We start from the raw sequence: 12,916 nt of genomic DNA, 5'->3' as shown, positions 1-12,916 counted from the left end.
GTCCGGCCCCGGGCCGTTGACACGCGCCGCCGGGAATGCAACTCCGGCCCCCACGCACAGAGAAGGATGCGAGCAGCCGATGCAGATCCTCCGCCCTCACCTGATTGCCGCTTCGGCCGGAATAGCCCTGAGCGCGCTAGCCCTCACGGTCATGGTGCCCGCCTTCGCGCAGGAAGCGCCCGCCCCGGCCGCCGAGGCGCCCGCAACGCCCGCGCCCGGCGCAACGCCCGCGTCCCCGACGACGCCGGCGGCCCCTGAGACGCCCGAGGCCACCGCTCCGGCCGCTCCCGGAGCACCGGCGCCCGATGCCGCCGCGGGCAACCCCGCGCAGCAGGAGCCGATGGAGATCGTCAAGGAGACGTTCGGTGACTGGCAGGTGCGCTGCGCGCCGGAGGGCAACGACTGCTTCCTCTACCAGCTCGCGCTCGATCAGGACAAGAATCCGGTCGCCGAGGTGAGCCTTCTGAAGCTCCCGGCCTCCGCCGAGGCCGCCGCTGGCGCCACCGTCGTGAGCCCGCTCGGCACGCTGCTCACCACCGGCGTCGTCCTGCAGGTCGATGGCGGCGAGAAGCGGTCCTATCCGTTCGCGTGGTGCAGCCAGGTCGGCTGCTTCTCCCGCTTCGGCCTGTCGCAGCAGTCGATCGACTCGCTGAAGCGCGGCAACTCCGTCACGCTCTCGCTGGTTTCCGTGAACCGCCCCGAGGAGCCCGTCAGCCTCGCGGTGTCGCTCAAGGGCTTCACCGCCGCGTTCGACTCGCTCGAAACCCCGCCGTCGCCGGCAGGTGCCGCGCCCGCCGACCGCTCGGCCCCGGCCGCGCCGGCAAAGCCGCTGCCGAACCTGCTGCCGCGCAACTGAGCGCGGCCTGCCGCTGGCGCCCCGGCGCCAGCCTCTCCCTGAAGATTCGAGACTGCGTGGCGCGCCTCAGCCGAGGTGCGCCACAATGCTGCGCCGATGCGGCCGGCTCCGATGCTCCCAGAGCCAGAGCCCCTGCCAGGTGCCAAGCAGCATCCGCCCCGCCGCCACCGGTATCGTCAGCGCCACGGGCAGGAGCGCGGCCTTGATGTGCGCGGGCATGTCGTCCGGCCCCTCGCTCCGGTGCGTCATCCAGCGCTGCGACGGATCGTCCGCAGGCGGCACCAGCCGCGCGAGGAAGGTCTCGAGGTCGCGCCGCGCCGAGGGGTCGGCGTTCTCCTGAATGATGAGCGAGCACGACGTGTGCCGCACGAAGAGGGTCAGCAGCCCGTCCTCGCCACCCTCGCTCACCCAGTCCGCCACCTCGTCGGTGATCTCGACCAGCCCGGCGCCGGCTGTGGTGACGCTGAAGCTCGTCTGCCTCAAGCGCTCGCCGGCGGCAGCGACCGCTTCGGCCCCTCCTGATGGCGCGCCACCCACTCGTCATAGGGCATGCCGTACACGATCTCGCGCGCCTCGGCCTTGTCGATCCCGACGCCGCGCTCCGCCGCCGCTTCCTGATACCAGCGCGACAGGCAGTTGCGGCAGAACCCGGCCAGCTCCATCAGGTCGATGTTCTGCACCTCCGGGTGCGTTCGCAGATGGTCGCGCAGCGCCCGGAACGCCGCCGCCTCCAGCTCGGTCCGCAGCTCCGCCTCGGTCTTGTCGCTCATGGTCCCGCCTCCGCAATCACCTCGCCAATGACCGGCGCCAGCCGCGCCGCCCAGGCCTCTTCGCCCTCGGGCGTCGCGATCAGGTCCTGCCGGACCTCGATCAGCACATGGGGCAACTCGCGCTTGGTTCCATGCCGGCTCAGCGTGTCGCCCTCGAGCTCGCCGGAATAGGGCTCATTGTCCCCGACGCAAAGCCCCTCGGCCCTGAGCCTCGCCATCAGCGGCCGCGCCAGCCGCCCGTCCCGGTGCCAGAGGATGCCGACCTGCCAGGGCCGCGGCGGCCGGCCCTTGAGCTGCGGGGTAAAGGAGTGGATCGAGACGATCGCCGGGGTTTGCCCGCCCGCGATCACCCGGTCGAGGGCGGCATCGACCGCGTCATGATAGGGCCGGTGCAGCCGCGTCAGTCGCCGCTCCACCTCCGCCGCCGTGGGATGGCGGTTCCCGGGCACCACCGTGCCGTCGTAGAGCCGCATCACCAGCGTCGGGTCGTCCTCGCCCCGGTTCGGGTCGATCACCAGCCGCGAGAACCGGGTGAGCAGCGCCTCCGCGCCGAGCCGCCGGGCGAGCCCGAGCGTCAGGCCGCGCGCGCCGATGTCATAGGCAATGTGCCGGCCCATCTCGGCCTCGGACAACCCGAGCCCGCCCTCGATGAGCGAGGGCACCGCGTTGCTCGCATGGTCGCAGAGGAGCAGCACCCGGCTCCCCGGCTGACCGGCCACATGATCGTAAACCGCTTCGTCCATCGGCATCCCCGTCTCGCGGCGCCGACCTTAGGCCAGCCCGCGACCGGGTGCCACCCGCCAGCGCCCCCCGGGCGCCCGCGGCGCTCAGGCCGCGCCGCTCTCCGCGACCGCGAGCGGTGCCGCGACATAGCCGATCGCCCGGCAGACGTCATAGGCGAGATCGGGATTGTTCAGCGTGTAGAGATGCAGATGCCCGACCCCCTCGGCCGCGAGCCCGGTGCACTGCTCCGACGCGATCGCGACCGACAGCAGATACGCAGCCTCCGGCGTCTCGGCGTTGCCGAAGGCCTTGTGCATCCAGCCCGGCACCGAAGCGCCACAGCGCGCGGCGAAGTTCAGCATCTTGCCGAAATTCTCCACCGGCAGGATGCCCGGCACGATCGGCGCCGAAATCCCCGCCCGCGCGCAGGCGTCGCGGAAGCGCAGGAAGACGTCGTTGTCGAAGAAGAACTGGGTGATCGCCGCCGACCCGCCGGCGTCGATCTTGCGCTTGAGATTGTCGATGTCCGCCGACAGGCTCACCGCCTCGGGATGCGCCTCCGGGTAGGCGCCAACCGCGATCTCGAAGTCGCCGACCGTCTTCAGTCCCTCGACGAGCTCCGCCGCGGACGCGAAGCCATCGGGATGCGGCGTGAACGTCGTCTCGCCCTTGGGCGGATCGCCCCGAAGCGCCACGATGCGTCGCACGCCCATCCGCGCGTAGCCCCGCGCCACGTCCAGCGTCTCCTCCCGCGTCGCGCCGACACAGGTGAGATGCCCCGCGACATTGAGCCGCGCCCGCTCGATGATCGTCTGGATCGCGACGTTGGTGCGGTCCCGCGTGGTGCCGCCTGCACCATAGGTCACCGACACATATTGCGGCGCCAGCGGCGCCAGCCGCTCGACGGATCGCCACAGCCTCAGGCTGCCCTCGGGAGTATGCGGAGGAAAGAATTCGAAAGACAGGCTCGGAAGAGCCTTGCTCGTGTTCGCCATGTGCACCGGTCCATACCGACAATGAAGTTTGCGGCTCGAAGAATACATCTGGAATTCGCCTCCGGCAACGCCTAACTCGGGACGCCCCGGCGCCTGCCGGGACACCGACCGGGGAGGGGTGGGATGCCCGAGGTAACCATCGTCTACTGGCGCGACATACCCGCGCAAGTCATTGTCGGCGCTGGCCGGCGCGCCGCGAAGGTGCCGCTGACCGAGCGCTTCGAGACCGCCATCGACCGCTGCGCCATGCGCGCGGGCGCCAGCGACTCGGATGCCTACCTCGCCGAATGGCGCAAGGGAGAGCCCTACCTTGTCGAAGGTGACGCGGCAGATGTCGCTTCCGGCGAAGCGGACCGGCTCGAAGCAGAGTTTAGTCAGGACGTGATCAAGGCCCTGATCCAGAACGACGGCTGGGCCACGCCCCGCACCTGACACACCGCTTCGGAGTTCTCGATGGCGAGCATTCTCGATTTCGTCCGCCGGAAACCTGCGCCCGCCGCGCCGCTGGCCGTGGCGGGCTTCATCGAGGACTTCTCCATCGAGGTCATGCCGCGCACCGCGTCGCAGATCGCCGACTTCCGCGCGATCCTGCCCGCCGGGACCCGCGTCTATCTCGCCCACATCGACGGCACGCCGATGGCGGACATGCTCGCCACCGCCCGCCGCCTGACGGACGAGGGCTTCGCCGTCATGCCGCACTTCCCGGCCCGCGGCATCGCCGACCGGGCCGAGCTCGCGCGCCGCATCGCCGCCTATGCCGACGTGGGCGTCACCCGGGCGCTCGTGCTCGCCGGCGGCATGGACCGGCCCTCGGGCGCGTTCCACGAGGCGATGCAACTCCTCGAGACCGGCCTCTTCGACCGCGCCGGCTTCACCCGCCTGCACGTCGCCGGCCACCCGGAAGGCAACCGCGACATCGACCCCAACGGCGGCGAGGCGAACGTCATGGCGGCGCTCGCCCGCAAGGACGCCTTCCAGCGCGAGACGGACGCCCGCATGGCGATCGTCACCCAGTTCGCCTTCGAGGCCGCGCCGATCATCGACTGGACCGACCGGATGCGGGCCGCGGGCCTGACGCTCCCCGTCCACATCGGCATCGCCGGCCCGGCGAAGCTCCAGACCATGCTGAAGTACGCCATGATGTGCGGCGTCGGTCCGTCGCTGCGCGTGCTCCAGCGCCGCGCCGCCGACCTCACGAAGCTGATGCTGCCGTTCGAGCCCGCCGAGATCCTCGCGGACCTCGCCCGCCACAAGGCGGCGAACCCGGATTTCCCGGTCGAGCGCGTGCACTTCTTCCCGCTCGGCGGCATCGGCGCCACCACCGACTGGGTGTCGAACGCCCGCCCCGCCGCCCGCCGCCGGGCCTGATCCGGCTTCCCAGCCCCCCGGACCTCCGGCTAGATCGTCGCGACAGCCCCGGCGCCGCCCTTCGCGCGCGCCACGGCAAGCAGGAGGACCACGCTTGACCCGCATCGCCCTGCTCTTCGACCTCGACGGCACCCTCGTCGACAGCGACCCCCTGCACCACGCCGCCTTCGCCGACCTTCTCGCCGAGCGCGGGCGGGAGCTTACGATCGAGGAATACCGCACCTCGATCATGGGCCTGCACAACCCCGACCTGCTGGAGCGGATGTTCCCGGGCGAGGACATCAGCATCCTCGACCGCAAGGAAGCGATGTTCCGCGAGCGCCTCGCCGACAGCGTCGACCCGATCCCCGGCATCCACGAACTCCTCGACTGGGCCGAGGCACAGGACGCGGGCGTCGCGGTCGTCACCAACGCGCCGCGCGACAACGCCGCCGCAATGCTCGCGGCGACCAGCCTCGCGCACCGCCTGCCGACCGTCATCCTCGGCGACGAGTGCGCCCGGGCAAAACCCTACCCCGACCCCTACCAGGAGGCGATGCGCCGCCTCGGCGTCACGCCGTCGCGCTCGGTCGCCTTCGAGGACTCCCGCTCCGGCCTGCGCGCCGCCCGCGCCTCGGGCGCCCACGTCTTCGGCATCATGTCCGGCCTCACCCGTGACGAGCTGACCGGTGCGGGCGCCCACGAGGCGATCCCCGACTTCACCGCCCCCGCCCTCTGGGCCTACCTCGAGACGCTCACACCATGACCCGCACCGTCGTCGAATCCCGCACCCGGACTGTCGTCATCGGCTTCGATCAGCCGTTCTGCGTGATCGGCGAACGCATCAACCCCACCGGCCGCAAGAAGCTCGCCGCCGAGCTCGAGGCCGGCGACTTCTCCACCGTCGAGAAGGACGCCCTCGAACAGGTCGCCTGCGGCGCCACCATGCTCGATGTGAACGCGGGCGTGGTCTACAACTCCAACCCCAACCCGAACGAGACCGAACCGCCGCTGATGCGGCAGATGATCGACCTCGTGCAAGCTCTTGTCGATGTTCCGCTTTCCATCGACTCGAGTGTCCCGGGCGCCCTTGAGGCCGGCCTCGAGGCCGCCCACGGTCGGCCGCTCCTCAACTCCGTCACCGGCGAGGAGGAACGGCTGGAGCGCGTCCTGCCGCTGGTGAAGAAATACAACGTCCCCGTGGTGGCGATTTCCAACGACGACACCGGCATCTCCGAGGATCCGGACGTGCGCTTCGCGGTGGCGAAGAAGATCGTCGAGCGCGCCGCCGACTTCGGCATTCCGGCGCATGACATTATCGTCGATCCGCTGGTGATGCCGGTCGGCGCCATGGCGACCGCCGGGTTGCAGGTCTTCGCCCTCGTGCGGCGCCTGCGCGAGGAGCTTGGCGTCAACACCACCTGCGGCGCCTCGAACATTTCCTTCGGCCTGCCGAACCGCCATGGCATCAACGCCGCCTTCCTGCCCATGGCAATCGCCTCGGGCATGACCTCCGCCATCATGAACCCGGTCCGCCCGCAGGAGATGGAGGCGATCCGCGCCGCGAACCTGCTCATCAACGCCGACCCGTGGGGATCCGCGTGGATCGCCGCCAACAAGCCGCCGCTGGCCGAAGGCGAAACCGAACCCGGCGCCCGCGGCCGCCGCGAGGGCCGGAGACGCCGGGGATGAGCGACGGTCTGCCCTGGCGCGAGACTTCGGACGGCGTCGAGCTTGCCGTGCGACTGACCCCGCGCGGCGGGGCGGCGAAGGTCGAGGGGATCGCCGACTGGGACGGCCACCCGGTTCTCAAGGTCCGCGTCGCGGCGCCGCCGGTCGAGGGGGCGGCGAACGACGCGCTCGTGGCGTTCCTCGCGAAGTCCCTTGCCGTGCCGCGCTCCGCCGTGACGCTCATCGCGGGCGAGCGCGCCCGGGTGAAGCGCCTGCGGGTGGCGGGCGACGGTCTCGCCGCGCGGCTGGCGGCCCTCGCGGGATGACGGGGCAGGGAGCGCGCGTTCGTCTTCATGAAGAGCCGGTTGACGCGGCGGTGAAGTCCAAGCGCAATCAGTCACTTGATATCATAGCGCAACAGGCGCGCGGCGGGTGCCCATGACCGATCCCTTCGTCATCTTCACCCCCTCGGGCCAGCGCGGCCGCGTCGCACCCGGCACCACCGTCCTTGCCGCCGCCCGGGCCCTCGGCGTCGATCTCGACTCGGTCTGCGGCGGCCGGGGCATCTGCTCCCGATGCCAGGTCGCCCCGGCCTTCGGCGCCTTCCCCAAGCACGGGCTCACCACCACCGAGGCCGCCCTCTCGCCCCGCAACGCCGTCGAGGACCGTTACGACCGCATCCGCGGCCTCGCCCCCGGCCGCCGGCTCGGCTGTCAGGCCGAGATCCTCGCCGACGCGATCATCGACGTCCCCCCGGAGAGCCAGGTCCACCGGCAGGTCGTCCGCAAGCGCGCCGAGGCCCGCGCCATCACCATGGACCCCGCCACCCGGCTCCACTACGTCGAGGTCCGCGAGCCCGACATGCAGGAGCCCTCGGGCGACCTGCAACGCCTGGAGCGCGCCCTTGCCGAGCAATGGGGCATCCCCGACGCCAAGGGCGATCTCCGCACCCTCCAGATGCTGCAACCCGCCCTGCGCAAGGGCGACTGGAAGGTGACCGTCGCCGTCCACCGCGACGGCCCCGAGGCCCGCATCCTCCACGTCTGGCCCGGCTACTACGACGGCGGCATCTACGGCCTCGCCATCGACGTGGGCTCCACCACCATCGCGGGCCATCTCTGCGACCTCGCCACCGGTGAAGTCCGGGCCTCCGTCGGCCTGATGAACCCGCAGATCCGCTTCGGCGAAGACCTGATGTCGCGCGTCAGCTACGCCATGCTGAACCCGAACGGTGCCGCCGAGATGACGAAGGCCGTCCGGGAGGCCCTGAACACCCTTGCCGGGCAGGCGGCGGCGGAGGCCGGCATCGAGCGCGCGCTCATCTTCGAGGCGGTCATCGTCGGCAACCCGGTCATGCACCACCTCGTCCTCGGCATCGACCCGGTCGAACTCGGCCAGGCGCCCTTCGCGCTCGCCACCGCCGACGCGCTGCACCTCTGGGCCGAGGAGATAGACCTCACGCTCCACCCGGACGCCCGGCTCTACTTCCTGCCCTGCATCGCCGGCCACGTCGGCGCCGATGCGGCCGCCGTCGCTCTCTCCGAGAGCCCGCAACTCTCCGACGACCTGATGCTCGTCGTCGATGTGGGCACCAACGCCGAGATCTTCCTTGGCAATCGCGCCCGCGTCCTCGCGTGCTCCTCGCCCACCGGCCCGGCGTTCGAGGGCGCGCAGATCTCCTCCGGCCAGCGCGCCGCCCCCGGCGCCATCGAGCGAGTCGAGATCGATCCGGTCACGCGCGAGCCCCGCTTCCGCGTCATCGGCACCGACGCATGGTCCGACGACCCGGACTTCCCGCCCGACACCGCGATCACCGGCATCTGCGGCTCGGGCATCATCGAGGTGATCGCCGAGATGCGCCTCGCGGGCCTCGTCGACGCCTCGGGCCTCATCGGCTCCGCCGAGGCGACGGGCTCGCCCCGCATGGTCGCGCAGGGTCGTACCCACGCCTACCGGCTCCACGGCGACATCCTCGTGACCCAGGGCGACGTGCGCGCCATCCAGCTCGCGAAGTCGGCACTCTACGCCGGGGCGCGGCTCCTCATGGATCAGTTCGGCACCGACACCGTTGACCGCGTCGTTCTCGCCGGAGCCTTCGGGGCGCATATCTCGCCCCGGCACGCCATGGTGCTCGGCATGATCCCCGACTGCGACCTTGCCCGCGTCACCTCCGCCGGCAATGCCGCCGGCACCGGCGCGCGCATCGCGCTGCTGAACGTCGCCGCCCGCCGCGAGGTCGAGGCGCTGGTCGGCTCGATCCACAAGGTCGAGACCGCGATCGAGCCGCGCTTTCAGGAGCACTTCGTCGCCGCGAACGCCATCCCGCACGCGACGGCCGCGTTCCCCCACCTCCCGCCGCTGCCGGAGGTGTCGTTCAACACGGGCGGCGAAGGCCGGCGGCGCCGCCGCTAGGCGAAGATGCCGCTGGATCGGGAGAGGATCATGAAGGCCCGGCCCGAGCGCGTGCCGGCCAGGGCGACCAGTTCGTGGTCGTCCGCGTCCTTGGCATAGTTCGCCAGCACCCGCTCGAACCGGCGCAGGAAGAACATCGCCGTGTCGCGGAACACCGCGTCCTGCTTCAGCAGGCGACCCGCGACCTCGAGCGCCTGCGGGTCGGTGATGCCGCCGATCGAGGCCACCTTGGCGCCGCGCACCCCGGCCATGAACCGCCGCCAGGAACTCGGCTCCACTTCGTCGAGGGTCAGCTCGTCGACGAAGATGCCCTCCTGCGACAGGAGGTTCAGCACGTCCTCCGCCGCCTGCAGCGTTTCGCCGAGCTTCGGCTGCTGCTGCGCCGCCTTGAGCGCCCGGAAGCCTTCGCGGTCACCGGCATCGCGGGGGAAGTCGAGCGCGCGCACCAGCTGTTCCCAGGTGAAGGCCGGCGTCGCCCCGTCGGGCGCGGTCTGCGCAGCGGGGGTGGAAGGAGTGGCAGGGGCAGGGGTGGCAGCGGCTGCGGGCTCTCGCCGTGCCTCGGGAGCACCGGCGGGCGCCGCCAGCCGGGCCAGCACCGCCTCGAGCCGCGCCTGACCGGCCACGAGGTCGCCCAGGGGCCGGGACATATCGGCCGGCCGCGCCCCGGCCACCGCCTCGCCGACCGCCGAGCCCACGGCCCGGGCGATCGCCTCGGGCGAGGCATGGTGCGCGAGGCTTGCGCGGGTTTCGTCGAGCGCGGCGACGAGCGGCGCCGTCACCTCGGCCAGCGCGGTGACGATCTCCCGCTGCCGCCTCAGCTCCTCCGCGAGCCAGGCGGCTAGCCAGATCAGCCCGAGCGGCAGAACCAGCGCCATGAGGAAGAACATCGCGTCGAGAAACAGCGTGCCGCGTGTCTCGGTCGCCGATGCCACCGACAGGAAGCCGATGCCGTAGGCGAGCACCACCACGACCCAGACCAGGCTCGCGGCCGCAGCCCACCGGCGTGCCCCCCGTGTGAGCCGGCTGAAAATTGCCCCGATCGCCATGTCGCCCCGCCTCACATGTCGCTCAATGCCTCAGACGAAGTTGACCGCCCGGATCTCGTAGGACCGGACACCGCCCGGCGTCCGAACCTCGACGCTCTCGCCCTCTTCCTTGCCGATCAACGCCCGGGCGAGGGGAGACCTGAGGTTGAGCAGGCCCTCCTCGATCGAGGCCTCCTGCTCGCCGACGATCTGGTAGGTCTTTTCCTCGTCGGTGTCCTCGTCCACCAGCACCACCGTGGCGCCGAACTTGATCGCACCGGAGAGCCGGCTCGGGTCGATCACCTCGGACCGGCCGACGATGTTCTCAAGCTCCTTGATCCGGCCCTCGATGAAACTCTGCTTCTCGCGCGCCGAATGATACTCGGCATTCTCGCTCAGGTCGCCATGTTCGCGCGCCTCGGCGATGGCCGCGATGATCGCCGGCCGCTCCACGGACTTCAGCTTCTTCAGCTCTGCGTCGAGCTTTGCGAAGCCCCGGGCCGTCAGGGGAATCTTTTCCATCCCGTCCTCCGTCGCGGCCGATCTCCCGGCCACCAGATAGCAAGAGAACAGGCCGGTGCTTGCGCACGGGCCTGTTCGAGCGGCCACAGCGGGCCGCGGTGAGCCACCATAGAGGCGCCCCCATACGATCGCAAGACGGCGTCTTTCCTTGACTCAAGGGGAAGAATCAGAGAACATTAACGGAACATAAGGGAACACAAGGAGGACGAACGATGCTCGACGCTGCCCGCCGCATGCTCCGTGCCGATCCGGAGATCCTGGTGCGCGATTCCCTCGGTCTTGCCGCGCTTTGCGTGACGATCCTTGCGGGCTTCTGCCTGCCTGCGCTGATGTGATCAGCCACACTGCGGCGCGCCTGCCACAGTCGTCGATTGGTTCCATCACGCGCCTGAATTGTATTTGAGTTCACGATTGGGTTCCCGCTCTACTCCCCCCAGACGGCGGACTGAGCGGCAGGACCACCCGCCTGAATGACTGCCTGCCTGCGGTGCGACCGCGCGGATGCTGCCTGTCCGCCTGATCCGGAAATCGCACTGCCACTTCCGCCACGGCCTCTGGCCGTGGCGGCTTTTCTTTTGGGTTTATCCCATGATTACAGATTTCTTGGCGGAGATGTTCAGATAGGGCATGAACTGCGGCCCGCCGGCGTAGACTGCGTCCGCCGTCCCCGCCGTCCATCGCGCGCTGGCGATCAATCCCTGAGCGGCGCTCTGCCTTAATCCGCATTTAACCGCTTTCCCCCAGCCTCCCGTCCGGCCAGCATCCGGAGGCCATCATGAGCGACAGGACCGAGCCCAGCGGCTTTTCCGAGGAGGCACTGCGGGGGCTCAGTGACATGGAGCTGCGCCTGCCGCCGCCCGACATCTATGCCCGGCTGCCGGCCGGGCAGGCGCCGGCGCCGCGCCCGCACTATTGGGGGCATCGCGAGCGTCTGCGGCAACGTTTCCTCACCGGCGGCCACGCGGCGATGCCGGAATACGAACTGCTCGAACTCGTGCTGTTCAATGCCATCGACCGCATCGACGTGAAGCCGCTTGCAAAGACCCTGCTCGCCACCTTCGGCGATCTCAACGGCGTCGTCGCCGCCTCGGAGCATCGCCTGTTGCAGGTGGAGGGCACGAGCCTCCGGGTCTGGCTGCAACTTCGCATCGTCGAGGCGATCGCTCATCGCATGGCACGTGCAAAGGTGATCCAGCGCTGCGCGCTCGCCTCATGGGACGATCTCCTGACCTATTGCCGCACGGTCATGGCCTATCGTGATACCGAGCAGTTCCGCATCCTGTTCCTCGACAGGAAAAACGTGCTGGTCGCGGACGAGCCGCAGGCCAAGGGCACCGTGGATCATGTGCCGGTCTACCCGCGCGAGGTGGCGAAGCGGGCGCTCGAGCTCAATGCGTCGGCGATCATCCTCGTCCACAACCACCCGTCGGGCGATCCGACGCCGAGCCAGGCCGACATCGCCATGACCCGGCAGATCGAGGTGGCTTGTCAGGCGATCGGCGTCGTCCTGCACGACCACGTCATCGTCGGAAAGGGCGAGGAGCTTTCGTTTCGCAGCCACGGCCTGATCTGAGGCCCGGCTGCGGCCGGGGCAGGGCTCAGCGCCGCTGCCGGATACGGTCGAACGCCACCGCGACGATGATGAAACCGCCGATGAACGTGCCCTGCCAGAAGGCGTTGATCCCGAGCAGGCCGAGCGAGTTGCGGATGATCTCGATCAGCGCCGCGCCGACCAGCGCCCCGAGGGCCGTGCCGACGCCGCCCTCGAGGTTCGCGCCGCCGATCACCGCCGCAGCGATCACCTGCAACTCCATGCCGGTCCCGAGGTTCGTCGTCACCGCGCCGAGCCATCCGGTCTGGATGATGCCGGCGACCCCGGCGGACAGCGCCGAGAGGACGTAGACCGCCACCTTGATCATCTCGACCGGCACGCCGGTCAGCCGGGCCGCCTTCTCGTTGCCGCCGATCGCATAGACGTAGCGTCCGAACCGGGTCCAGCGCAGCACGAAGCCGGTCAGGAGCGCCAGCACGATCATGTAGATCACCGGATTGGCGATCCCGAACATCGACCCGCCGCCGAGCGCCAGCAGCTTGTCGTGGTCCGGGCCGAACTGGAACACCACGGTGTTGTTCGACAGCACCATGGCGAGGCTCCGGGCGATCGACAGCATCCCGAGCGTCACCACGAAGGGCGGAAACCCGAAATAGGCGATCAGCACGCCGTTGAACGCGCCCACGATCACGGCCACGAGCAGCGACGCGCCGATGCCGATGTAGATGTTGTAGCCCGCGTGCATGGTCACCGCGACCACCATGGAGCAGAGACAGAGCACCGAGCCCACCGAGAGATCGATCCCCCCGGTGATGATGACGAGCGTCATGCCGAGCGCGATGATCGCGGTGAAGGTGACGTTGCGGGTGATGTTGAAGAGGTTCTTCGAGGTCGCGAAGCTGTCGGTCGCGAACGAGAGGAACACGCAGGCGGCGAGCACCGCGAGCAGCACCCAGAAGGTCTGGCTCGTCAGCACCCGGGAGAGCGCGGTGTGTTCCTTGTGGGCGATCGCGTCGTCGAGGGAAACGGTCATGGCTCTCTCC

At 70.0% G+C, this 12,916-nt stretch carries 16 protein-coding genes; 9 read left to right on the top strand and 7 right to left on the bottom strand.

The genetic code is table 11. The features are described 5' to 3' along the window. The first annotated feature begins 79 nt into the window (after positions 1–79). Positions 80–856 (top strand): invasion associated locus B family protein, encoded by a 777-nt coding sequence (locus tag HNP73_RS02815; RefSeq protein WP_184146902.1) that lies wholly within the window; start codon positions 80–82, stop codon positions 854–856. Between the two features lie 66 nt (positions 857–922). Here HNP73_RS02815 and HNP73_RS02810 read toward each other — a convergent pair whose 3' ends face one another. From HNP73_RS02810 to metF, 4 genes are all read right to left on the bottom strand, one after another. Then, positions 923–1,339: a secondary thiamine-phosphate synthase enzyme YjbQ gene (locus tag HNP73_RS02810; RefSeq protein WP_184146900.1), complete on the bottom strand. Its 417-nt coding sequence runs from the start codon at positions 1,337–1,339 to the stop codon at positions 923–925. Continuing rightward, on the bottom strand, positions 1,336–1,626 hold the full coding sequence (locus tag HNP73_RS02805) for a DUF1244 domain-containing protein (RefSeq protein ID WP_184146898.1): 291 nt from the start codon (positions 1,624–1,626) through the stop codon (positions 1,336–1,338). Before HNP73_RS02805 ends, HNP73_RS02810 begins: the two co-directional genes overlap by 4 nt. Next, positions 1,623–2,369 (bottom strand): N-formylglutamate amidohydrolase, encoded by a 747-nt coding sequence (locus HNP73_RS02800; RefSeq protein WP_184146897.1) that lies wholly within the window; start codon positions 2,367–2,369, stop codon positions 1,623–1,625. The genes HNP73_RS02805 and HNP73_RS02800 overlap by 4 nt, the downstream gene beginning before the upstream one ends. An 84-nt stretch (positions 2,370–2,453) precedes the next feature. Beyond that, positions 2,454–3,344 (bottom strand): methylenetetrahydrofolate reductase [NAD(P)H], encoded by an 891-nt coding sequence (metF, locus tag HNP73_RS02795; protein WP_184146895.1) that lies wholly within the window; start codon positions 3,342–3,344, stop codon positions 2,454–2,456. Positions 3,345–3,467: 123 nt separating this feature from the next. Between metF and HNP73_RS02790 the strand changes: the two genes are divergently transcribed. The 6 genes from HNP73_RS02790 (at position 3,468) to HNP73_RS02765 (ending at position 8,774) form a co-directional block, all read left to right on the top strand. Then, positions 3,468–3,776, top strand: a complete 309-nt coding sequence (locus tag HNP73_RS02790; RefSeq protein WP_184146893.1) for a virulence factor — start codon at positions 3,468–3,470, stop codon at positions 3,774–3,776. Positions 3,777–3,797: 21 nt separating this feature from the next. Further along, the gene (locus tag HNP73_RS02785) at positions 3,798–4,712 is read left to right on the top strand and encodes a methylenetetrahydrofolate reductase (protein ID WP_184146891.1); all 915 of its coding nucleotides are present in this window, start codon (positions 3,798–3,800) and stop codon (positions 4,710–4,712) included. 94 nt (positions 4,713–4,806) lie between these two features. Next, positions 4,807–5,457: an HAD family hydrolase gene (locus tag HNP73_RS02780; RefSeq protein WP_184146889.1), complete on the top strand. Its 651-nt coding sequence runs from the start codon at positions 4,807–4,809 to the stop codon at positions 5,455–5,457. Beyond that, entirely contained in the window at positions 5,454–6,383 is a 930-nt protein-coding gene (locus tag HNP73_RS02775; protein WP_184146887.1) for a methyltetrahydrofolate cobalamin methyltransferase, read from the top strand. Before HNP73_RS02780 ends, HNP73_RS02775 begins: the two co-directional genes overlap by 4 nt. Next, positions 6,380–6,688 (top strand): DUF167 domain-containing protein, encoded by a 309-nt coding sequence (locus HNP73_RS02770; protein WP_184146885.1) that lies wholly within the window; start codon positions 6,380–6,382, stop codon positions 6,686–6,688. The genes HNP73_RS02775 and HNP73_RS02770 overlap by 4 nt, the downstream gene beginning before the upstream one ends. A 112-nt stretch (positions 6,689–6,800) precedes the next feature. Then, positions 6,801–8,774 carry an ASKHA domain-containing protein gene (locus HNP73_RS02765; RefSeq protein WP_184146883.1) on the top strand — a complete coding sequence of 658 codons (1,974 nt, stop codon included), beginning with the start codon at positions 6,801–6,803 and terminating at the stop codon, positions 8,772–8,774. On the opposite strand, the gene HNP73_RS02760 is transcribed toward HNP73_RS02765, so the two are convergent. Together HNP73_RS02760 and greA are read right to left on the bottom strand one after the other, a co-directional pair. Further along, a complete protein-coding gene (locus HNP73_RS02760) occupies positions 8,771–9,820 on the bottom strand; it encodes a hypothetical protein (protein ID WP_184146881.1) in 1,050 nt (349 codons plus the stop codon). The two genes, HNP73_RS02765 and HNP73_RS02760, sit on opposite strands and share 4 nt — an antisense overlap. Before the next feature lie 30 nt (positions 9,821–9,850). Further along, positions 9,851–10,321, bottom strand: coding sequence for a transcription elongation factor GreA (gene greA / locus HNP73_RS02755; protein WP_184146879.1), 471 nt, complete (start codon positions 10,319–10,321; stop codon positions 9,851–9,853). A 212-nt stretch (positions 10,322–10,533) separates the two neighbouring features. On the opposite strand from greA, the gene HNP73_RS23595 reads away from it, so the two are divergent. Continuing rightward, positions 10,534–10,656: a hypothetical protein gene (locus HNP73_RS23595; RefSeq protein WP_281379157.1), complete on the top strand. Its 123-nt coding sequence runs from the start codon at positions 10,534–10,536 to the stop codon at positions 10,654–10,656. A 440-nt stretch (positions 10,657–11,096) separates the two neighbouring features. After that, complete coding sequence (gene radC / locus HNP73_RS02750; protein WP_184146877.1) at positions 11,097–11,894, top strand: RadC family protein; 798 nt, start codon at positions 11,097–11,099, stop codon at positions 11,892–11,894. 25 nt (positions 11,895–11,919) lie between these two features. On the opposite strand, the gene HNP73_RS02745 is transcribed toward radC, so the two are convergent. Beyond that, positions 11,920–12,906 carry an ABC transporter permease gene (locus HNP73_RS02745; RefSeq protein WP_184146875.1) on the bottom strand — a complete coding sequence of 329 codons (987 nt, stop codon included), beginning with the start codon at positions 12,904–12,906 and terminating at the stop codon, positions 11,920–11,922. Positions 12,907–12,916: the final 10 nt, after the last annotated feature.

The organism is Amaricoccus macauensis (assembly GCF_014201905.1).
In the GTDB taxonomy this organism is placed as follows: domain Bacteria; phylum Pseudomonadota; class Alphaproteobacteria; order Rhodobacterales; family Rhodobacteraceae; genus Amaricoccus; species Amaricoccus macauensis.
This window is presented reverse-complemented; position numbering and strand designations above follow the sequence as displayed.